Origin of the sequence: Pseudomonas sp. NMI760_13, from assembly GCF_021283245.1 — a bacterium.
Taxonomy (GTDB): Bacteria; Pseudomonadota; Gammaproteobacteria; order Pseudomonadales; family Pseudomonadaceae; genus Aquipseudomonas; species Aquipseudomonas peradeniyensis.
On sequence record NZ_JAJSRC010000002.1, the window covers coordinates 114,236 to 135,143 of the forward strand.

15 protein-coding genes are annotated in these 20,908 nt (G+C 64.4%); 1 reads left to right on the forward strand and 14 read right to left on the reverse strand.

All coding sequences use genetic code 11. The features are described from left to right. The first annotated feature begins 555 nt into the window (after positions 1-555). Positions 556-1,878, forward strand: coding sequence for an OprD family porin (locus tag LU671_RS02390; RefSeq protein WP_232854839.1), 1,323 nt, complete (start codon positions 556-558; stop codon positions 1,876-1,878). Between the two features lie 30 nt (positions 1,879-1,908). Here the strand turns inward: LU671_RS02390 and LU671_RS02395 are convergent, their stop codons facing one another. From LU671_RS02395 to LU671_RS02460, 14 genes are all read right to left on the reverse strand, one after another. Continuing rightward, positions 1,909-3,573 carry an FMN-binding glutamate synthase family protein gene (locus LU671_RS02395; RefSeq protein ID WP_232854840.1) on the reverse strand — a complete coding sequence of 555 codons (1,665 nt, stop codon included), beginning with the start codon at positions 3,571-3,573 and terminating at the stop codon, positions 1,909-1,911. A 150-nt stretch (positions 3,574-3,723) separates the two neighbouring features. Beyond that, complete coding sequence (locus LU671_RS02400) at positions 3,724-4,389, reverse strand: hypothetical protein (RefSeq protein ID WP_050703356.1); 666 nt, start codon at positions 4,387-4,389, stop codon at positions 3,724-3,726. A 39-nt stretch (positions 4,390-4,428) separates the two neighbouring features. After that, on the reverse strand, positions 4,429-5,571 hold the full coding sequence (locus LU671_RS02405) for an ankyrin repeat domain-containing protein (RefSeq protein ID WP_232854841.1): 1,143 nt from the start codon (positions 5,569-5,571) through the stop codon (positions 4,429-4,431). Between the two features lie 69 nt (positions 5,572-5,640). Further along, complete coding sequence (locus LU671_RS02410; RefSeq protein WP_232854842.1) at positions 5,641-6,243, reverse strand: hypothetical protein; 603 nt, start codon at positions 6,241-6,243, stop codon at positions 5,641-5,643. Positions 6,244-6,367: 124 nt separating this feature from the next. Further along, positions 6,368-7,153: a hypothetical protein gene (locus tag LU671_RS02415; protein WP_232854843.1), complete on the reverse strand. Its 786-nt coding sequence runs from the start codon at positions 7,151-7,153 to the stop codon at positions 6,368-6,370. 2 nt (positions 7,154-7,155) lie between these two features. Then, complete coding sequence (locus LU671_RS02420; protein ID WP_232854844.1) at positions 7,156-11,562, reverse strand: RHS repeat-associated core domain-containing protein; 4,407 nt, start codon at positions 11,560-11,562, stop codon at positions 7,156-7,158. Positions 11,563-11,570: 8 nt separating this feature from the next. Then, complete coding sequence (locus LU671_RS02425) at positions 11,571-12,005, reverse strand: DcrB-related protein (protein WP_232854845.1); 435 nt, start codon at positions 12,003-12,005, stop codon at positions 11,571-11,573. Between the two features lie 12 nt (positions 12,006-12,017). Further along, complete coding sequence (locus LU671_RS02430; RefSeq protein WP_232854846.1) at positions 12,018-13,955, reverse strand: type VI secretion system Vgr family protein; 1,938 nt, start codon at positions 13,953-13,955, stop codon at positions 12,018-12,020. An 11-nt stretch (positions 13,956-13,966) separates the two neighbouring features. Continuing rightward, entirely contained in the window at positions 13,967-16,642 is a 2,676-nt protein-coding gene (tssH, locus tag LU671_RS02435; protein WP_232854847.1) for a type VI secretion system ATPase TssH, read from the reverse strand. Continuing rightward, entirely contained in the window at positions 16,635-17,684 is a 1,050-nt protein-coding gene (gene tssG, locus LU671_RS02440) for a type VI secretion system baseplate subunit TssG (RefSeq protein WP_232854951.1), read from the reverse strand. The genes tssH and tssG overlap by 8 nt, the downstream gene beginning before the upstream one ends. Continuing rightward, positions 17,648-19,510 (reverse strand): type VI secretion system baseplate subunit TssF, encoded by a 1,863-nt coding sequence (tssF, locus tag LU671_RS02445; RefSeq protein WP_232854848.1) that lies wholly within the window; start codon positions 19,508-19,510, stop codon positions 17,648-17,650. The genes tssG and tssF overlap by 37 nt, the downstream gene beginning before the upstream one ends. Beyond that, the gene (gene tssE, locus LU671_RS02450; protein ID WP_038707176.1) at positions 19,507-20,022 is read right to left on the reverse strand and encodes a type VI secretion system baseplate subunit TssE; all 516 of its coding nucleotides are present in this window, start codon (positions 20,020-20,022) and stop codon (positions 19,507-19,509) included. Before tssE ends, tssF begins: the two co-directional genes overlap by 4 nt. Next, positions 20,016-20,456 carry a hypothetical protein gene (locus tag LU671_RS02455; RefSeq protein ID WP_203648718.1) on the reverse strand — a complete coding sequence of 147 codons (441 nt, stop codon included), beginning with the start codon at positions 20,454-20,456 and terminating at the stop codon, positions 20,016-20,018. Before LU671_RS02455 ends, tssE begins: the two co-directional genes overlap by 7 nt. Further along, on the reverse strand, positions 20,453-20,893 hold the full coding sequence (locus LU671_RS02460) for a type VI secretion system amidase effector protein Tae4 (protein WP_232854849.1): 441 nt from the start codon (positions 20,891-20,893) through the stop codon (positions 20,453-20,455). The genes LU671_RS02455 and LU671_RS02460 overlap by 4 nt, the downstream gene beginning before the upstream one ends. Between the last annotated feature and the right edge of the window lie 15 nt (positions 20,894-20,908).

Genomic DNA, 20,908 nt, shown 5'->3' on the forward strand with positions numbered 1-20,908 from the left:
TTTCAAAATGTTGCTATCTATTCGGATTGATTTTGAATTGTCTTGATATTCATGCGGATGCGCACGGGGATGACCTGTAGGAGCGGGCTTGTCCCGCGATGGCGCCCTGGCTGGACGGTGATGAGGGCATTGCCGACCTTATCGCGGGGCAAGTCGCACCGCCGCTCCCACGCTGCTCAGGGCAATTTCCGACAGGGTATCGAGAGGCCTGCGGAAGCACGGTCGTATGACGGTTTTATGGATTTCGCCCGCTTTCCACAAAAGAGACAAATTTGCGCTGACCCACGGCAGATATGCATGGAAATGCACCAGCGCCGACCTTGTTTTTGGTTATATCAACCTGCATTTCACGTTTTTTTGACATGTATGAGCAGGCAGGGCTAGGATTCGGGCTCTACGCCTGCTGGCCATTCTCTGGCCATGCGGCTGCAAGGCCCGTTGCAGACCATTGGCGGGCCTTCGGCTTGGATCCGCATAGCGTCGAACCTACGAAGGGGCGTTGGTTCCTGGCGTTCTCATGCAGAGCGTTTTTGAATACGAAATAAGGAAAATAACATGTTGAAAACCAGGATCAGCCTGGTCGCCCTGGCGATGATCGCCGCGACCCAGGCACAGGCCAATGAGCAGGCCGAAAGCAAGGGCTTCGTTGAAGACAGCCACGCCAACGTACTGCTGCGTAACGCCTACATCAACCGTGACAAGAAGCACGGTACCGATGACCAGATCGAGTGGGGCCAAGGCTTCATCGCCAACTTCTCCTCCGGTTTCACCCAGGGCACCGTGGGTGTCGGTGTCGATGCCTTCGGCCTGTACGCCGTGCGTCTGGATGGTGGCAAGGGTCACAACGGTGGCGCGGGTGTCGATTTCTTCAAACCGCACAACTCCACGAACGCCGATGGCAACGCCAGTGGTCCGCATGACCTGGCCCGTGCAGGTGCAGCCGTGAAGTTCCGCATCTCCAACACCGTGCTCAAATACGGTGACCAGATGCCTACCCTGCCAGTACTGCAGTACGACGATGGCCGTCTGCTGCCGGAAAGCTTCACCGGTACGCTGATCACCTCCAAGGAAATCCAAGGCCTGGAGCTGAACGCCGGTCGCTTCACCCAGGAGGCGCGTAAGAGTGCCGAACGCCGTGATGGCGGTGGCCTGAAGTCGATCAATGTGCTCGGCGGCAGCTACAAGTTCACCGATAACTTCACCGCGTCGCTGTACACCGCCGACAACGAAGACGTGATGAAGAAGCACTACCTGGGCCTGAACTACGTCTTCCCGATCGCCAGCGACCAGTCCCTGACCCTGGACTTCAACGGCTACAAGTCGGACATCGACAACAAGTACGTGCGTGCGGCCAAGCTCAACGGCGACTCCAACACCATCTGGAGCCTGGCGGCGACCTACGCCTACGGCCCGCACTCGTTCACCCTGGCGCACCAGCGCAGCACCGGCAGCACCGGCTATCAATATGGCTGGTATCAGAACGCGGGTGGCGTGGGTGATGGTGGTTCGACCATCTACTTGGCGAACTCCTACTGGTCCGATTTCAACGCCGAGGACGAGCGCTCCTGGCAGTTGGGTTACGGCCTGGACTTCGGTGCCTTTGGTATCCCTGGCCTGACCTACAAGCTCGCCTACGTGGTGGGTGACAATATCAACACTCGCACCGTCGGCAAGCCTGAGGGTTACGGTGAAGGTAAAGAGCGCGAAATCTTCAACCAGATTCGCTACGTGGTTCAGGAAGGCCCGGCCAAGGATCTGTCGATCAAGCTGCGTAGTTCCTTCCTGCGTACCAACAACGCCGTTCGTTATGCCGACAACTACACCGACGACGGCAACGAAGTCCGCGTATTCGTCGAGTACCCGATCAGCATCTTCTGATCCTGATCTTGCGTGACCCGCAGCCCCGGCCTATGCCGGGGCTGTTTCTTTCCGGCGCACGCTGGCCGCCGCCACCTCGATCTCCCCCGTCTCCGGTGCAAAGCTGTCGCTGCGTGCCATCCGCCACATCCGCGCATAGAACTCGCTGTCGATCGTGCCGCTGAGCAGCTCGCCCGGCTTGAGGAAGGTGTGCAGCTGCGAAAACAGGCCGATCTCGCTGGCGCTGATACGCCGCGCCAGGTGCTTGGGCTTGAGTTCAGAGGGATGGTCCAGGCCGGCGGCGGCAAGCATCTCGGCCAGGGCATGCAGGGTGTTGCGGTGGAAACTGGCGACCCGCTCGGCTTTCTCCGGCACCACCAGTGCGCGCTGGCGCAGCGGGTCCTGGGTCGCCACCCCGGTGGGGCACTTGTTGGTGTGGCAGCTCTGCGACTGGATGCAGCCGATGGCGAACATGAAGCCCCGCGCCGAGTTCACCCAGTCCGCGCCGATGGCCAGCACGCTGGCGATGTCGAAGGCGCTGACCAGTTTGCCCGCCGCACCGATGCGGATGCGCTCGCGCAGGTTCAGCCCCACCAGGGTGTTGTGCACGAACATCAGGCCCTCGCGCAGCGGCACGCCCATGTTGTCGGAGAACTCCCGGGGCGCCGCGCCAGTGCCGCCTTCCTTGCCGTCGACGACGATGAAGTCCGGGGTGATGCCGGTGGCCAGCATGGCCTTGGCGATGCCCATGAACTCCCACGGATGGCCCAGGCAGAACTTGAAACCCACCGGTTTGCCGCCGGACAGCTCGCGCAGGCGGGCGACGAACTGCAGCAGCTCCCGCGGTGTGCTGAAGGCACTGTGGGCGGCCGGCGAGATGCAGTCCTCGCCTTCGCGCACGCCCCGGGTGGCGGCGATCTCGGCGCTGACCTTGTGCCCCGGCAAAATCCCGCCATGGCCCGGCTTGGCGCCCTGGCTGAGCTTGATCTCGATCATCTTCACTTGTGGCGCGCGGGCCTGTTCGGCGAAGCGATCGGGGTCGAAGTGGCCGTCCTCGGTACGGCAGCCAAAATAGCCGCTGCCGATTTCCCAGATCAGGTCGCCGCCGTGTTCGCGGTGGTAGGGGCTGATGCTGCCCTCGCCGGTGTCATGGGCGAAGCGTCCCAGGCGCGCGCCCTTGTTCAGCGCGGCGATGGCGTTGGCGCTGAGGGCGCCGAAGCTCATGGCCGAGATATTGAAGATCGACGCCGAGTACGGCTGGCGGCACTGCGGGCCGCCGATGCGGATGCGGAACGAGGCCGGGTCGGCCATCGGCACCGGCAGCATCGAATGGCTGATGAACTCGAAGCCCGGCTTGTAGGCATCGTTGAGGGTGCCGAAGGCTTTCTCGGCGCTCTCGTTCTTGGCCCGGGCGTAGACCAGCGAACGCTGGGCGCGGGAGAACGGCAGCTTGTCGTCGTCGCCCTCGATCAGGTACTGGCGGATCTCCGGGCGGATGGTCTCGATCAGGTAGCGGATGTTGCCCAGTATCGGATAGTTGCGGCGCACGGCGTGGTGGCGTTGGCGCAGGTCGTTGAGGCCGACCAGGCTGAGCAGGGCGCTGATGACGGTGAAGGGCCAGAGCCAGGTGTGCGCAGGCAGGAACGGAGCGCTGGCGATCGTGAAGACCAGGCACAGGAACAGGCAGGCATAGCGGCTGGGGAGCGAGTCTTTCATGGGTCCATCGCAGGCGGGATGACCCGGCCTAGGATAGGCAAAGGCTGCGGGGGGAAAACCTGGGGTTTCGGTAAAAGACTGTTACTCGACGCGGAATTGCCTGGAGAGCACATGGCCAGGTTTGACTGTAGCCAGGGCCCCGGTCTCCAATCAGGTGAACTGGATGAAGAAGAAGCCGGCTTCATCGCCTTGCTTGCCGCGCCGTGCCTGCCTGTCGACATACAGGTAGCCGATACCGTCCGAGAACAATCCCACGTGCTGCCGGCTGGCGGCGGCCACATCACTGTCGAGCAGTTGCATCAGGAACAGGAAGCGCTGGGGTTCGTAGATCGGGTCCTGCAGCCAGCAAGGCCTGCCGACGGGCTTGCTCAGGTCGATACCGCTGTCCTCGTCCTCCAGTTCCTGTTCTTCTTCCTCATCGCTGAAGGGTTCGAACTGAATGTAGGCTCGGTCCAGCAGTAAGGCCGCGGCGGGCGGGGCGATCGACTGGTCGGCCAGCTCGTGCAGGATGACCCGGGCAAAACGATTGGCGCGCTTTTCGTCGAGCTCGCTCTGCTGATTGACAGTGTAGTGGCGCTGGGTGGACCGGTTGAAGGCGCCGTCTTGCTGACGCGCGGTGATGAACACCGTGATCGCCATGCCGGGTGGAATGAAGGTGACGGGCAGGAAGCGGTCGCTCAATGTCAGCAGCGGGGTCATCGGCTCATCAGTGTCCGGGCTTCGTGGCCATAGCGAGGCATCCTTGAGGCGGGCGCCGCCGCCGATCTGGCCCAGACCGTGATCCTGGCCGGAAAGCACGATTTTTTGCGAGGTCATGGTCAATAGCATCCTTTGCGTCTTACGGGTTGTTCCACTTCAGATCGGCGTCTCCAGCGCCAGGACCTTCCAGCTCGCCTTGCGTTTACGCTCGATGAGCGCGGCCAGGGCCTTGGCGGTCGGAGCACCCTTGCCGGTGAACTTCACCGGTGCCAGGGTCAGCAGGGTGACCTTCTCACGTTCGGGAATCCGCTCGCCTTCACCATGCTTGTTCCAGGGCTTGTCCACTGCCAACAGCGCATCCACCGCGCAAGGCCAGTGCAGGTCGGCAAACTGTGGATCGTCACGCTGGAACAGCATGCCCTCGGCCACCGGGCCCTGCTCGAAGGTTCTGGCGGCGAGGCGTGCCAGCATTCCTACTGGAAAATACCAGGCGTCTGGCACCGGCAATCCGGCCTGGGGCAGTGCCCAGTCACCCGGCAGGCAGAGGAACAACTCGGTCATCGGGGCAACCTGGTACAGGCCGGTGGTGAACAGCAGCTTGTAGTCGGTCTTGCTATCGATCAGGCTGACATGCAGCGTGCCGCGAGGGTCTTCACTGGGAGGGCAGAACGCGGTAGGCAGGACCCACCCAGCGGTATTGTGCACAAAGGTGACAATGGCCTGTCCGGCGCCTTCGGCATCGGCGTCCTCGACATCGTTGATGCTGCGTGCACCGTGTTCGAGCAGCAGATCGACCGTGCGCTGATGCCCCCATTCGCGCGCAGCGTCCAGTGCGCTGTCATTGGCGCGTCGGTGCAGGCGATTGACCTGTGCGCCTCGTGTCAGCAGCAGTGCAACGACCTCGTTGTGGCCCGACTGGGCCGCTGCGTATAGCGGTGGGCAGACGCTTAGTGGCAGGCCGTCGACCCAGGCACCGGTATCGAGCAGGCAAACGCAGGTTTCAAGGTGCCCTTCGCTGGCTGCCAGTTCAAGAGCACTGGCATGACCCTCGTCTACATACGGCTGGTTCGGCGCCAGGCCCAGCTCCAGGAGCAGGCCACAGCTAGCCGCCTGTCCGGCTCGAGCGGCCATGTGCAGCAGCCCCTCCTCGTCGGCCTCGCCATAGCGGGGCAGCACCAGCAGTTCGGGGTATTTCTGCGCGAACGCACGTAGCCGCTCCAGCTTGCCTTCTTCTACATCGTCGTAGAGGCGGTCGAGCTTGGTCTCATGCTTTTCGTAGAGTTGTTGCCAACCGATCATCAAATAGCGGTTCCCCGTCCGAGGGTCTGGTTCAGGTTAAGTAAGACCCTTGTCAGCCCCACGGAAATATCACTTGCCCGGGAGGGGGATCAAGGCGAACTGGAATGCTTCCGGGCAGTGCTGCTCGAGCCAGTTCTTTGCCCGTTCACTGACGAAATAGCCGCCGTGCACATCGGCCTTGAAGAAGTCGGCGTGCTCATCAGCACGGACTACCTGCAGGTAATGAGAGGGATCATTGCTCTTTACACTCTCGTCCATGCGCAAGGCGACCTTGCCAGCGACGTAGGCGCACCAGAACGCCGGCATGCGTGCTGCCAGTTGTGGGGCATGGGGGCGTGACTCGATGATCGATTCGGGCTCGTCATCCAGCTCCAGGTAGACGCTGATGTCCTTGGCCGCGTCCCATTGCTGCCAGTCGAGTTCGACAATATGGGTCTTTTCCAGATGCTCGAAGCGGCTGATGCCTTTCAGGCCAGAGTTCTCCAACGCCTTCTTTGTCGGCTCGGTCAGTACCAGCAGGCCAGAGCGGATGTAGGCGGGCGGTGTGTAGGGGCCGGTACGCTCGATGCTGTCAATGTCGGTGTCTTCGTCCCAGGCGATCATGCCGTAGGCTAGCACCTCACCCCAATCGCCCCAGGGTGCTTGTGCGTTGCTGACAAAATAGATGTTCATATCAGGCTTCACGGCTCTTGCTGTTCTGGTCGCAACGTCTTTCATAGAGCCATTGCCATGAGGGGGTCGCGCAACAGTTGTATTGCCCATGCGGCGCCCAGCGAGCAGATTGGCCGCCAAGGACTTAAACCTTGAGCAGCTCGGGATAGTCACTGAACCAATAGTCCAGGGCATCCTGATTGAGACCATGCTCACCGCGCCAGAAGTCCATCGGGTAGCTCCAATCTGACGAGCGCGCGCTACGTGGCGCCAGGCCGAGGTTGGTGTAGCGGTACAGCAGGCCTGGATGCTCTGGCGTCTGCAGTATTCCGCAGTGTCCCAGCAGGTCGAGGAACCCCCGGCCCTCTTCTTCGCTCATCTTGATACCGGGTAGTTTACGCAGCAGCTTGAGCAGGTCCTTGGGTTTGGTCACGGCAGGCACGTTACGGATCAGGTCCAGGATCGACACCATCAGCTCCAGGTTGCCCGGCTGTTCTTTCGGCCCGGCGTTATGCTCCTGCAACTGGAACGCGATATTGGAGGGGCTGCCGAAAAGCGCTGCGCCGATCAGAAAACGCACCCTGTTGAGGGCAATGAAGTTGACTTCGCGCTCCTTGAAGAAACTGCAGACCTGACAGTTCAGTTGGTCCTGCGCCGTGAAGGCGTGTTGCGGCAGGTGTGTCGCGCAAGCATAGGCCGACAGGGCCGCGCGCAGGTAGGCCTGGTTGCGCTCGACACCGGTGAGAAAGTTGGCGACCACCTCTTTCTTCACCACGGTCTCTCGCGCCTTGAACAGCCAGGTAAGCACCTGGTCATGGCTCATTCTGCGGGTCTCGGTCGCCAGGCCTGTGGCTACCAGCGCCGAGCTTGGTGGCTCGCTGGGATGCTGGGCCTTGAGGATCTTGCAAAGTTGTTCAGGAGTTGCATTCATGTTCATTTCCCGCAGGAGCTTTTGTTGGCCTTGGGGGGCAGGGCGCCACGGCTGTCGAGCACGGGCAGTTGCGTGACTTTGCTGACACCGCGTGCCTTCAGGAAGTCGTTGGCGAGCGCTATCCGCTCGAGGCCAGGGTCTTTTTTCGCCTTGGCGTCGGAGATGCCATAGATCTTGTTGCCTCGCACGTTCGGGTTCTTTCTGCCGAGCACTTCTCGCTCGCGGATCCCTGAGTCCTCGATGCCGCGTATCGTGTCGTAGTCGGTACCAATCGGTGTCACGCGGTTGATGCGGTCACCTTCCTTGAAGCGTGGGCCGTCTGCGCCCTTGGTTTCCATATGTCGGCGTACCACGCCTTCGAGCGTATCGTTGTCCGAGGCTCGCCCGTTGTAATACGGGTTGCCTTTCTCGTCGGAAAGGAAATAGCTCCAGTCCAACCCGTGCGGATCTATCCCGCCGACAGGGTTCGGCGCATAGCGGTACAGGTTGATGCCGCCTTCCAGGCCAATAGGGTCGGGCTGAGTGAAGCGGCCGCTCTGTGGGTCATAGTAGCGGAACAGGTTGTAGTGCAAGCCAGTCTCACGGTCCAGGTACTGACCTTGAAAGCGCAGGTTCTGCTGTTCGATGAAGTCCTCAGTCCTCCACTCGCGCAAGGTCATGCCCCAGGCGGAGCATTCGCCCTCCCAAGCCAGCGTGCCGTCACTGTCGGTCAGTTGCTCGGGCAGACCGTTGAGGGCGTTGTGGTAATGGAGCGTGCGTTGATGCGCACCTTGACCGTCGACACGTGCCAGGACTCTATAGCCCGGTTCATGGACATACAAAGTGAGGTGGCCGTTGCAGCGCTCTTGCAGCAATTTGAGACCGTCCCAGCCAAAGTCGGTGCTGCCCAGCAGATTGCCCTGATCGTCTTGCTCGGTCTTGCCGATGCGGCGCCCGAGAGGGTCATAGTGCAATTTGACGATGCGCTCGCGCCCGCCGCGTACAGAGCGCACCTGAACAAGGCGATGATGCTGGTCGTAGCTCATATGCTGTTCGCCATACAGCGTGCTGCGTTTTTCCGACAGGCGTCCGAAACCGTCATAGCGGTAGTGGCGATCTTTCAGCTGTAGCAACTGGTCATGGCGGGCGACTTGCCCAGCACCGGGCACACGGTTTGCCGCAGCGTCATAGAGGTATTGTTCGTTTTGGCCTGGCAACGGTCCCTGGTTGGCAAGCAGGCGATCCGTTGCGTCGTAATGCATCAGCAGCTGATGTTGATAATCGGGTTGCTGGCGCAGGTAGAGCACCAGATTGTCGCGATCATCGAAGTCGAAGCGCTGCTGCCAGGGCGCGGGCAGGTGTTCGTTGTGGTCGGCGCCCCAGCGCAGACGGGCGCTCGGCCGGCCACTGAGGTCATATTGGCTACGGGTAAGCAGCCGTCCCTGGGTTCGCGAGACCTCACGGTGCAGGCGATCGCGCTCGAAATCGCAGATCACCTGCCCGTCGATGTTGATCTGATGGAGGTGTCCCGAGCCATACACCAGGCGGTTCAGTTGGCGGCCATCGGGCAGCCGCGTCTGCAAGCGATTGTCCAGTGCGTCGTAGGTGTGCTCCAGCCTTCCGGCACTGTTGCTTTCGGCAGTGCGGCGTCCGCAGGCATCATGCTCGAACGCGACGCGTTGCACATTCCCCTGACGATCCTCGCTGATCACCTCCATCAACCGGTCCATCGGATCGAGACTGTAGGTAGTGCTGTCGTCCTCGGTAAGCAACGCAACCAGCCTGCCGGCGGCGTCACGTCGAAGGCGGTGATGGATCGGCGCCTCTCTGGCGCCCGGCGCCGGAATGAAGTCCATGGCGATGATCTGGCCGAGTCCATCGTACTGGTAGGCCTTGCGACTGCCATCCAGATTTTCATGCTCGGCCAGGCGGTTCGCCTCATCCCAGGTGAAACGATAGGACTCACCGTTGCTGTTGGTCAGTGCCACCAGTCGTGTGCAACGGTCATAGGTAAACAGCGTCGGCCGGCCGAGGTTGTCCCGCTGCTCGATGAGCTGGCCATTCAGGTCATAGCGAAAATGCTCGGCGTTGCCGAGCGGATCGATGAAGCATTCGAGCAGGCCCGAGGCGGTGTACCGGTACTGGACAATGCGCCCATCCGCCAGCTCCTGGCGTATCCGATGTCCCAAGGCATTGTGTTGGAAGTGGCTGGTCTGGCCGAGGGCGTTGGTCAGACTCTGCAAATGGCCGCGCCGGTCGTAGCGCAACCGTGTGGCGTAGCCTGAGCAGTCCACCTGCTCGATCAGCAGACCTTGTTCGTTCCAACGCTGACGTTGGCGCTTGCCCGTGGCGTCGATGGTTTCCAGCGGTAGGCCATGTTCGTCATGGCGGTAGCGCGTCACCTCGCCCAAGGGGTCGGTTTCGCGAATACAGTTGCCGTGCTGGTCGTAGCGATAGGTCCAGGTTGCCCCGGCGGCATTGGTTTCACTGCGAGGCAACGCCCAATGCTCGAGCCACTGGGTCGATTCACTGCGTCCCAACGGATCGATGGTTTCGCACAGGTTGCCGGATTCGTCGTAGCTGAAGCGCCATTCACCGCCTTCAGGATCGGTAGCGGCAAGCAGTTGACGTTCATCGTTCCAGTGGAAGCGCCAGGTTTGGCCCAGCGCGTTGCTCGACTCGATGATCTGGAACTGCGCGTTCCAGCGCCGCACACTGGTGCGTAGCAGCGGGTCGGTGATGCAGGTGATGCCAGCCTCGATATCGTATTCGAAGTGATACTCGTCGCCGGCGTTGGTCCAGTGCCGGATCACCCGCCAGTCGTCCAGTTTCTGCCACTGGTAATGGCAAAGCAGGCCATTGGCTGTTTGATGCCCGACCATGCGCCGACCTTCGTCATACATGAATCGACGCTGCAATTGCCCCAGTGCATCGTGGACCTCGGCCAGATCGCCAGCGGCGTCGTAGCGATAGCTGGCGAGTGTTTCAGCATCGTCATCGACGAACACCCGTTCGATATGGCTGACTCGACGTGGCCAAGCGTCGCTGTAGTGCAGCTTGATCCGCACGCGGTCAAAGGTGTCGCGCAGCCACATCAGGCGCCCGAGATCGTCATAGTCCAGGTGGATGCGGTTGTCGTTGCGATCTCCCAGTTTTGCCAGCCGCAGGTGGTTGGCGTCCTGTGGACTGGGTTCGAACAAACGATAGAGGCCACTGCTGATGTCTTCGATCAGCAGCTCGCCATCAAGGGCGCGTCGCACGCTGATGCCTTCGCCAGCGCTGAAGACGGCGTCGCCGAGGGCGATCATGCCCATGTCGATGACGCGAGCTTGTTCGTCGGTATAGATCAGGCGGTCGTGCTCGACCCTCACAGACACTTCGTAGGGGACGCTCCAGCTGGCACCGAACAGGCCCTCGCGACGTTCGTCGCGACTGTTGTAGTAGCGCTGCCAGTCCAGTGGGATCATGGCCTGGAGGGTGAAGTCGAGGTCGTGTTCGTCGCTCAGGATCTTCGCGCCAGTAGGCGCGTGGACAGGGTTTGGCGAGCCGACGATGGCCGAAGTCAGGGCGGCGGTCACCTGGCTGCTGGCAAAACTGACCACGCCTCCGACGAGCATGCACCCGAACTTGCTATAGAACTTCCCCCCGCGCCCCCGCAACATCATCAACGCCGTAATCGCCAGGCCGATCCCCGGTGTCTTGCCGCTGCGGATCTCGCGCACCACGATCGGCCCGCCGCCGATGCGCACGTTGTTCGACACCAGTCCGCCATCGACGATCACCGCCTCGCAGGTGCTGCGATCGCCGCTGCGACAGGCCGGGTGGCCGTTGATCAGCACCTTGCTCGAGCCCTCGGCCAGGTACTGCGGCGGCATCGGCGGATGCTTGGTGCACAGCACCTTGTCGTCGGGGGCTTCCTGGGTGTTGGGCGCGGGGCTGGCGACGGTCGGCCGCCACATCTGCGAGAAGAAGCCCTTGGCCATGTCGAGGAAGGTCTCTTCCTGTTCCTCGGCCTGCGCGCCACCGCCCCCGCCACTGGCCGGGGCGGAGGGAGCGGTGACCACGCCGGCCGCGCGTGCGGCGCGCTTGCCGTTGGTCTTGGTGTTGGGCGAGCCACTGACGATGGTGGCCTGCACGGTCGGCGGGAACAGGGCGTTGCCGATGCCCTCGCATAATCGACTGAGCCCGGTGTCCGCGCCGGTCTTGGCCATGACCACGCCGACCACCAGGCCCACCACCGCGCCGAGCACGAAACAGCCCAGGCCGCCGGTGACCACGGTAAGGCCCAGTGCCGCGGCCACCGCGGCGGTGGCCAGGGCGCCGATGGCGACGTTGGCGGCCACTTCCAGCACGCCGCCGATGATGTCGGCCATCACCGAGGTGTGCAACAGCGCATCGCCCTCGCGGGCGGCCCAGAGTGCGTCGGACATCCGCTACGTCAGCCCAGGTTGTCGAAGGCGAGGGACTGCTTGAGCGTCGCCCAGTGCGCGGCCTCGGCCTCGCCCAGCGGGGTTGGCTTGACGTAGCTCAGGGCGAACATCTTGCGCGTGCCCGGCAGCACCAGCGCCAGCTGGTACTGGTAGACCTTCTCCTGGCCCTTGCTGAACTGGCTGCTCAGCTCGATCGCCTCGATCGGCTGGGCCGCGCCCACCTGGGTGGCGCGGGCCGGCTGGAACTGCAGGTCCTTGACCTGCTGCTGCAGGCGCTGCAGCTGGCCGTCGAAGTTGCTCTGCAGGGTCTCGCCCTCTTCGAGCAGGCTGCGGCTGACGATCAGCGAGGTGCCCAGGGCCTCGAAACGCAGGATGTTGATGCTGGTGTCGCGTACCTGCGCGTCGGGCAGGGCGAAGCGGAATTCGTTGAGGCGGTAGCTCATGGTTCGGTCTCGTTACTTGCCGGCGGCGGGGAAGAGGGCCTTCACCGCGCCGTCGATGGTCGATTTCACGCCCTGGTTCTGCGGGTCGGTCTGCGCGCCGCTGCCCACGTTCAGGTCCAGGGTGCCGCCGGTGTTGATCTCGGCGTCGGCGTTGGCGTGGAAGCTGAACTGCTCGCAGCTGATGTTGATCTGCCCGCTGGCGTTGAGCTCGATCACGCTCTTGCCGCAGACCAGGCGCAGGTTCTCGCCGACTTCGATCAGGTAGCTGGTGCTGACGCTGTCGGTCTTGCTGGCGCCGACCAGCAGCATGTCGTCGCGGCGTACGGCGCGGATGCGGTCCTGGCCGATGGTGATGGTCTCGAGCATGCCGACGGTCTGGTTGCGGTTGATGCCCACCGACAGCGTCTCGCTCTGCTCGACCACGGTGTCCATGTTGCGCTCGGCGTGCACGTACAGCTGTTCGGCCCCCTTCTTGTCCTCCATGCGGATTTCATTGAAGTTGGCCGGGCTGCCGCCCTTGCTCGAGCGGCTCTTCATGCCGCTCTGGGTGGCGCCGCCGGGCAGGTCGTAGGGCACCGTCTGTTCGGCGTTGTACACCCGCCCGGTGATGATCGGCCGGTCGGGGTCGCCTTCGAGGAAGCTGACGATGACTTCCTGGCCGATGCGCGGTACCTGGATCGAGCCCCAGTTCTTGCCCGCCGTGGCTTGCGACACGCGGATCCAGCACGAGCTGTTCTCGTTGGACTGGTCGTGGCGGTCCCAGTGGAAGTGCACCTTGACCCGGCCATACTGGTCGGTCCAGATCTCCTCGCCGGACGGGCCGACCACCACGGCGGTCTGCGGCCCCTTGACGATCGGCCGCAGGGTGCTGCCCACCGGGCGGTAGCTCTGCTGCGCGTCGATGCAGCTGAGGTTGCTCTCGAACTGCGCCGCGCCGCTGCCGCCACCGCTTTCCAGGCGTTCCTGGTGTACGTAGTAGCGGGCGGCGACGATCAGGTACTCGCGGTTCTGGTCCTGGCGGCTGAAGTTGCTCAGGCTGAACAGGTGGCCGCTGCCCAGGCCCCGGGCATTGCCGCGCAGCTCGACCCGCTCGTGCAGGCTCTGCAGCGACTCCAGGCGGGTGCGGGCGTAGTGCTCGCCGTCCTGGGTCTGCTCGTAGGCACCGGGGTAGTCGTACAGCGGGTAGTCGCCGGCCTGGTGCGGGCGCGGCATGGCCGAGCGCACATCGATGCGCGCGCTGGGGCGCTGGAAGTCATAGTCGTTGAGCTCCAGGGAACCCGGCTGGACTTCCTGGGCCAGGTGCCAGTCGTTGATATGGTCGCGCTCGCGGTGCTGGCCGTCCGGCGGGTAGTAGGGCACGGTCTCGTAGCCCGGGGCCTTCTGGTGCGCGCCGTAGGCGTCAGCCAGCACCAGCACGTGGCGTTCCTGCTCGTGGCGGAAGAAGTAGTAGATGCCTTCTTCTTCCATCAGGCGGCTGACGAAGTCGAAGCTGGTCTCGCGGTACTGCACGCAGTACTCGCGCTCGCGGTAGTTGCGGCTGAGCAGGTCCTCGAAATCCGAGAAGCCCAGGTCGCGGAACACCTGCTTGATGATCTGCGGCGCGCTCAGGTGCTGGAAGATCCGGCAGTCGCTGGTGCGCGTCAGCAGCCACAGCCACGGGCGCAGGGTGACCCGGTAGGCGGCGAACTGGCCCTGGTCCACCGACTGGCTGCAGCGGGCGACGATGCCGTGGAAGTGCCGCGAGCTGCCGACGCTCTGCTGCACGCTCAGGCTCATGGGCTTGCCCAGCAGCTGGTTGAGGTCGATGGCCGGGTCGTCGCTGGTCAGCTGCAGCTCGTAGTCGAACAGGCGGCCGAGCTCCTCGCTGCCGCCCATCTCGGCAAGGATCAGCTTGTCCGGCCCCAGTGGGCTGTTGATCTGCGCCAGGCGCGTGAACTGCTTGAACAGCATGGTCGGTCCTGTCAGTCGGCGGCGCCGAAGTCATAGTGCAGGTCGTTGTCGCGGCGGCTGATGCTGACGCTGGCCAGCGGCTTGCCCTCGAGCAGGCGGGTCAGGAACTCGCGGCTCATGTCCGGCAGCAGGCCGTTGGTGAGGATGGCGTCGATCATGCGGCCCCCGCTTTCGGTCTCGGTGCAGCGCGAGACGATCAGCTCGACCACGCCTTCGTCGTAGGCGAAGCCGACCTTGTGGGTGCCTTCCACGCGCTTGCGGATGCGCTCCAGCTGCAGGCGGGTGATGGCCTTGAGCATCGCGTCGCTGAGCGGGTAGTAGGGGATGGTCACCAGGCGGCCGAGCAGCGCCGGCGGGAAGATCTCCAGCAGCGGCTTGCGCAGCGAGGTGGCCACGGCCTCCGGATCGGGCAGGGCCTGCGGGTCCTTGCAGATGTTGGCGATCAGCTCGGTGCCGGCGTTGGTGGTGAGCAGGATCAGGGTGTTGCGAAAATCGATCTGGCGGCCTTCGCCGTCTTCCATCACGCCCTTGTCGAACACCTGGAAGAAGATCTCGTGCACGTCGGGGTGGGCTTTTTCCACCTCGTCCAGCAGCACCACACTGTACGGGCGACGGCGCACCGCTTCGGTCAGCACACCGCCCTCGCCGTAACCGACGTAGCCGGGTGGCGCGCCCTTGAGGGTGGAGACGGTGTGGGCTTCCTGGAACTCGCTCATGTTGATGGTGATCAGGTTCTGCTCACCGCCGTACATCGCTTCGGCCAGGGCCAGCGCGGTTTCGGTCTTGCCCACGCCGGAAGTGCCGGCGAGCATGAACACGCCGATGGGTTTGTTCGGGTTGTCCAGGCCGGCGCGGGAGGTCTGGATGCGCTTGGCGATCATCTTCAGCGCGTGGTCCTGGCCGATGATGCGCTTGGCCAGGTGGCTGTCGAGGTTGAGCACGGTCTCTATCTCGTTGCGCGCCATGCGGCCCACCGGGATGCCGGTCCAGTCGGCGACCACCGAGGCCACCGCCTGGTAGTCCACGGTCGGCAGGATCAGCGGGCTTTCGCCCTGCAGCTGGCTCAGGCGCCGTTGCAGGTCGATGAGTGCTTCACGCAGTTCGTGGCTGCCCTGTGCGTCCACTTCCCGGTCGACCACGCCGACCTGCTCGCGCAGTTGCGCGCGGGTGGCCAGCAGTTCATCGACCAGGGCTTTCTCTTCGGTCCAGCGGCTCTCAAGGGCAGTCAGACGCTCGCGCTCCTCGGCCAGCAGGCTGTCGGCCTGGGCCTGGCGCTGCTCGGTGCTGACGCCGATGGCGGCCTCACGGGCAATGATCTGCAGTTCCACCTCCAGCGCCTCGATGCGCCGACGGCTGTCGTCCACCTCGGCCGGCACCGCGTGCAGACTGATGGCGACGCGGGCGCAGGCGGTGTCGAGCAGGCTTACCGACTTGTCCGGCAGCTGGCGCGCCGGGATGTAGCGGTGCGACAGCTTCACGGCGGCTTCCAGCGCTTCGTCGAGGATCTGCACCTGGTGGTGCTTCTCCATGGTCGAGGCCACGCCGCGCATCATCAGCAGCGCCTTGGCCTCGCTCGGCTCGTCCACCTGGACCACCTGGAAGCGGCGGGTCAGGGCCGGGTCTTTTTCGATGTGCTTCTTGTACTCGGCCCAGGTGGTCGCAGCCACGGTGCGCAGGCTGCCACGGGCCAGGGCCGGCTTGAGCAGGTTGGCGGCGTCACCGGTGCCGGCCGCGCCGCCGGCGCCGACCAGGGTGTGGGCTTCGTCGATGAACAGGATGATCGGCTTGGGCGAGGCCTGCACGTCCTCGATCACCTGGCGCAGGCGCTGTTCGAACTCGCCCTTCATGCTGGCGCCGGCCTGCAGCAGGCCGACGTCCAGGCTGCGCAGTTCGACGTCCTTCAGTGCCGGCGGCACGTCGCCGGCGACGATGCGCAGGGCGAAGCCTTCGACCACGGCGGTCTTGCCGACGCCGGCCTCGCCGGTGAGGATCGGGTTGTTCTGGCGGCGGCGCATGAGGATGTCGACCAGCTGGCGGATCTCCTCGTCACGGCCGACGATGGGGTCGAGCTTGCCGCTGCGGGCCTGCTCGGTGAGGTCGACGGTGAAGCGCTTGAGCGCTTCCTGCTTGCCCATCGCCGCCGGGGCCACGGCGCCACTGGCCTCGCCCGGCGCGGCGGCGCTGAAGCCGTCGCTGGCGGCCAGGTTGTTTTCCGGCGAGTCGCCGACGTATTCGTCGAAGCGCTCGCTCAGGGCTTCGATCTTCAGCTTGGCGAACTCGCTGGACAGCCCCAGCAGCGCGTTGCGCAGGCTTGGGGTCTTGAGGATGCCGATCAGCAGGTAGCCGGTACGCACCTGGCTTTCGCCGAACATCAGGCTGCCGTAGACCCAGCCGCGCTCGACGGCTTCTTCCACCTGGGAGGACAGGTCGGTGATCGAGGTCGAGCCCCGTGGCAGGCGGTCCAGGGCGTCGGTCAGGTCGCGGGCCAGGCGCGCCGGCTCGACGTTGAACTGGCGGATGATGCGGTGCAGGTCGCTGTCCTGCAGTTGCAACAGCTGGTGCAGCCAGTGCGCCAGCTCGACATAGGGGTTGCCCCGCAGCTTGCAGAACACCGTGGCGGCCTCGATGGCCTTGTAAGCGACGCTGTTGAGTTTGCCGAACAGCGCGGCGCGGCTGATTTCACCCATGGTCCTGACTCCTTGTGTGGGGCGCGGCGACTGGCTGGTCGGCGTAGTACCGGGCCAGCTTCAGGTCGCGTGCATCGTGCGAGGGGCGGCCGAGCCAGGTGTCGAACCCCAGGCGCTGACCGGCATTGAGTTGCAGCGCGGGCACCTGGCCCTGCGCGAGGATGAGGTTGAGGTCCCAGTCCAGTTCCTGGCCCAGGTACTCGGCGACCCAGGCCGCCAACTCGATAAACGCCTGCCCGCCGGGGAGCAGGGCGTGGTACTGGTCGAGGGTCAGCGGGCCCAGGCACAAGCGGAACTTGTGCTGGCGGTCCCAGACGTAACGGCCCAGGCACAGGTCCACTCCGAGGCGGTTGGCGCGCGCGCCCAGTTGGCTGCGCTCGGGCAGCTCCAGCCACTGGCCGACGTATTCCTCGAGCTGCACCGGCACGCCGAAATAGCTCGACAGGATGCTGCACAGGCCGTCCGGGTAGCGGGTCTGCGCCGCCAGGTGGCCGGACCAGTGCAGCTTGGCGGTGTCGGCCAGCGGCCCCTGGCCTTGCAGTTCCGGCTGGCCGCGGCCACTGAGGGCGGCCAGGCGCGCGGCCCAGTAGTCGTCGCCAGGGCGGTCGTGGCTGACGGTCGGCCGGGCCTCGGCCCAGGCACGGTAGAACAGGCTCAGCAGGCGGTGGTGGAAGATGTCGAGGAAGCGCTTGCTGGTCGGGTCGGCGTGGTTGCGCTGGCGTTCGCGCATGTACTCGGTCAGGTGCAGCGGCAGTGGGCCGTTGGGGCCGCCGAGGCCGAAGAAGAACTGCTCCAGGCGCGCCGGCTGATCGTCGTTGGCCGTGACCGAGGCCAGCGTTGCCGGGGCGAAGCTGCAATCCAGGCGCTGGCCCAGGCGCACCGGCTCATCGGCCAGGCGCAGCGAATGGCCGAAGCGCGGCAGCTCGGGGTTTTCCGCCTCGAGGCGGCGCAACGCCTGGAAGAAGTCGTACTCCCAGGGCTCTGCCTGCATGGCCTGTAGCGTGTTCACAGGGTCGGCCTGCGCCCGGGCTTGGCTTTCCAGCGCATGATCTCGCCACGTTCGCTGGTGCGCAGCACGGTTTCGGTGAAGCTGTTGATCGACACGTAGCGGGTCAGGAAACGCTCGAACACCGCGCCCAGGAGGAACACGCCGGTGCCGCGGAAGGCGTTTTCGTCGAACGTCAGGGTAATCTCCAGGCCACGGCCGAAGACGATCGGGCCGGGCATCGGCAGGCGCCGGGTGCAGGGCTTGCAGCTGACTTCGCGCAGGCCGTCGATCTGCAGTTGCAGGGCACTGTCCTGCTGGTCGCCGTACAGGCGCAGCAGTTCGCGCAGGGCGGCGGCGCCCTGGCCCTGTTCGGCCAGGGACAGGTAGTTCAGCGACAGTTGGCTGATCAGGCGCCAGGCCCGGTTGTCGTGGGCATGGCTGGCCTTCGGTCGGCTGGGGCCGGCCAGGCAGCGCACCGCGGACACCGGCGCGCTGTCGGCCAGGCTGAAGTCGCTGCGCCCGTCGCCGACGTTCATGAACAGCGGCAGGTCGCGGTTGCTGCACAACGCGCTGATGCCCAGCTGGCGCAGGTCGTGGCGGTACGGCGCCTGGTGTCCGTCGACCAGGCTGACGAAGGTCTCGCTGCCCATGTAGCTGGAGCGCGTGCCGTTGCGTCGCTGCTCGCTGGACAGCACCCGTGGCTCGCGGCGGACGATGTAGTAGGCCTGGTCACGGCCGTAGCGCGACGGGTCGCGCACGGCGTAGAACGGCAGGAACGCCTGGTCCGGCCCGGTGCCGTGGCCGCTGACCTGCTGCAGCGAGTGGATCTCGAAGTCGGTAGGCCGGGTGCGGTCGGCGATCACATGGTGCTCGTGGACCCGGTCGGTCAGGTGGATGCGGTCGACCCGGCGCGGGAACAGGTTGATCGCCGGGGTGCAGAACGGCACGAACTGCGCGCTGCCCACGCTGCTTTCCAGCGCGGCGTCGAAGCGCTCGAACAGCACCAGCAGCTCCAGTTCCTGGCCATCGCAACGTTTGACCGCGCGCTCCAGCCCGGCGAAATCGACGAACAGGAAACGCTGCGGCAGGGCGAAGTACTCCTGCAACAGGCGATAGCCCTGGAACGCCTGGGGCACCACCGGCAACGCCGCTTCGCGGTCGTCGAAGCCGCACGGCAGCAAGGCTTGTTCGACCGGGATGCGCTCGACCCAGTCGGCCCCGGGCTGGCGCACGAACACCGCGCAGGCGCTGCCCAGCAGTTGTTCGTACAGACGGAATGGGGTTTCGTCGGCGCCATTGAGGTACAGCGGCAGGTGCGTCAGCGGCAGGCTGTTGAACGGGATTTCCGCGCCGCTGCGCAAGGTCAGGCGCAGCCCGGCGCGGGCCTTCGGTTCGCTGTCGGCCAGGCGCCCGAGCACGGCGCCGGGGTTGCCGAAGTATTCGGCGCGGGCCACCTGCAGCGGCCACAGGGTGACGTCCTGGGTGCTGCGGAATTCGCACGGTGTCTGTGAGTTGCGACCGAGATTGGCGCGCAGCACGCTGCTGCGAGGCAGTTGAAAACCGGCGGCCAGCGAGCCCTCGTCGGGGTCGGTCTGCAGTTGCACCACGGTCATCGACGGGGTTGGTGCCAGGTAGTGCGGGTAGGCGATTTCCAGCAGGTTGTGGGTGAAGGTCGGGTACTCGGCATCGAGCTTGAGCTGCACGCGCGCAGTGAGGTAGGCGAAACCTTCCAGCAGGCGCTCGACATAGGGGTCGGCGCATTCGATCCCGGACAGCGTCAGGCGCCCGGCAATCTTTGGGTATTCCTTGGCGAACTCGGCGGCACCCTCGCGGATGTGCTGCAGTTCCTGGTTGTACAGTTCGAGCAGGCGCGGGTTCATGCGCGTCTCCGGCGGTCGGCGGGGGCCACGCGCACGTGCCCGGACTCCAGGTCCACGTCGGTCTGCAACAGCAGCGGCAAGGCCGCCGGCTGGGCCCACAGGTCGCCTTCGATCTCGAAGCTCAGGGCGTTGGCGTTCATCTCGCCGGGCGCGGCCTGGGCGCGCACCTTCAGGGTATGGGCGAGGATACGCGGCTCGTAGGTGGCGATGGCCTGGTGGATGATGCGTTCGAGCGCGTTGAGGTCGATGTTCGACGCGCTGTTGCCGGCCAGGGCCGGCAGGCCGTAGTTGATCACCGAGGCGCCGGCCGGGGAATTCAGCGTGGCGCCGGTGTCGAGCAGCGAGGTGGTATTGAGCAGCCAGGCCAGGTCGCGCAGCACCGAGGCCTTGAGCTGCTGCAGGCTGAGCACGCGCTTGTCGGGGGCTTCCTGCGGATTGCCCGGGTCGTCGTCGGTCAGGCGATCCAGCAGCGAGGGCTGCAGGCGGTCGCGGGTGGCGATCTCGGCTACCACTGGAACAGCCCCACGAAGTCCTTCTGATCTACAGGGCCTGTCGAGCAACTGCCACCCTTCGCGAGAATCGAAGGCTCAAGGCTGGCCCCTACCAGGCGTACGGCCTGATACTGGCTATTGCACCGGCCGGGTTGCGACGGGTCGGCCTCCACATGGCTGACGATGATGATCTGCGAACCATTGAAATGCTCGACGCGAGGCTTGCCAGTCAGCCGCTCCGGACTGAGCTGGCAGGGCCAAGGCATGTCCAGCTCAAGCAACGACTGATCGGCCTTGCGCAATGCGCAGCGACCTTCGTGGTTCACCAACGACAGCGTCTGGGCCGCAAGATTGACCTGAAGGTCTTGGGGGGTGCCAGTCGAGCTCTGCTGAGCGCATGCATTCAGGGCAAGCGCGATCAACAGGCCAGGGACGACTTTGCGCAGTCTTTTCATTTCAGCTCCCAGAACCATACAGCCTTGGAGCGATGGGCCTGGTCGGCAAAGTAGCCGGTTACCCGACCTCGATCCCAGAGGTCGATGTGATCGCCGGTGCGGTTCTCGTATGACTGCCCTGCACGGGCGAAGCAGTCCTTGAAAAAGATGATGCCGCGTTTCTCATTGAGTTTCAGACGGTCATTCGCACTGCCACTCAGTTGCAGAGGCGCGCCGAGATGCTGTTTCCACAGCCAGTTCGCCAGTGACTCCGCGCCCCTGGCGTGGTCATGGGCACAGCGTGGCTCGCTGTAGGTTCTGGCATTGACCTTGATCGTGTGTTCACCATTGAGGGCGATGCTCATGCGGATGGCGCACTGGTTGTCCCAGCCTCCATCGCAAGGCGAGGATTCGCTCGGATAGGCATTCCACAGATTGATGAAGGAAGGCTTGGCCATGATGTTCACCGTGGG

Bases quoted from the DNA above. Each gene is read 5' to 3' on its own strand.
- LU671_RS02460 (WP_232854849.1), bottom strand. From the start codon at position 20,893: ATGGCCAAGCCTTCCTTCATCAATCTGTGGAATGCCTATCCGAGCGAA.
- LU671_RS02410 (WP_232854842.1), bottom strand. From the start codon at position 6,243: ATGAACATCTATTTTGTCAGCAACGCACAAGCACCCTGGGGCGATTGG.
- LU671_RS02430 (WP_232854846.1), bottom strand. From the start codon at position 13,955: ATGCTGTTCAAGCAGTTCACGCGCCTGGCGCAGATCAACAGCCCACTG.
- LU671_RS02420 (WP_232854844.1), bottom strand. From the start codon at position 11,562: ATGTCCGACGCACTCTGGGCCGCCCGCGAGGGCGATGCGCTGTTGCAC.
- tssF (WP_232854848.1), bottom strand. From the start codon at position 19,510: ATGAACCCGCGCCTGCTCGAACTGTACAACCAGGAACTGCAGCACATC.
- LU671_RS02425 (WP_232854845.1), bottom strand. From the start codon at position 12,005: ATGAGCTACCGCCTCAACGAATTCCGCTTCGCCCTGCCCGACGCGCAG.
- LU671_RS02395 (WP_232854840.1), bottom strand. From the start codon at position 3,573: ATGAAAGACTCGCTCCCCAGCCGCTATGCCTGCCTGTTCCTGTGCCTG.
- tssH (WP_232854847.1), bottom strand. From the start codon at position 16,642: ATGGGTGAAATCAGCCGCGCCGCGCTGTTCGGCAAACTCAACAGCGTC.
- LU671_RS02455 (WP_203648718.1), bottom strand. From the start codon at position 20,456: ATGAAAAGACTGCGCAAAGTCGTCCCTGGCCTGTTGATCGCGCTTGCC.
- LU671_RS02400 (WP_050703356.1), bottom strand. From the start codon at position 4,389: ATGACCTCGCAAAAAATCGTGCTTTCCGGCCAGGATCACGGTCTGGGC.
- LU671_RS02405 (WP_232854841.1), bottom strand. From the start codon at position 5,571: ATGATCGGTTGGCAACAACTCTACGAAAAGCATGAGACCAAGCTCGAC.
- LU671_RS02415 (WP_232854843.1), bottom strand. From the start codon at position 7,153: ATGAATGCAACTCCTGAACAACTTTGCAAGATCCTCAAGGCCCAGCAT.
- LU671_RS02390 (WP_232854839.1), top strand. From the start codon at position 556: ATGTTGAAAACCAGGATCAGCCTGGTCGCCCTGGCGATGATCGCCGCG.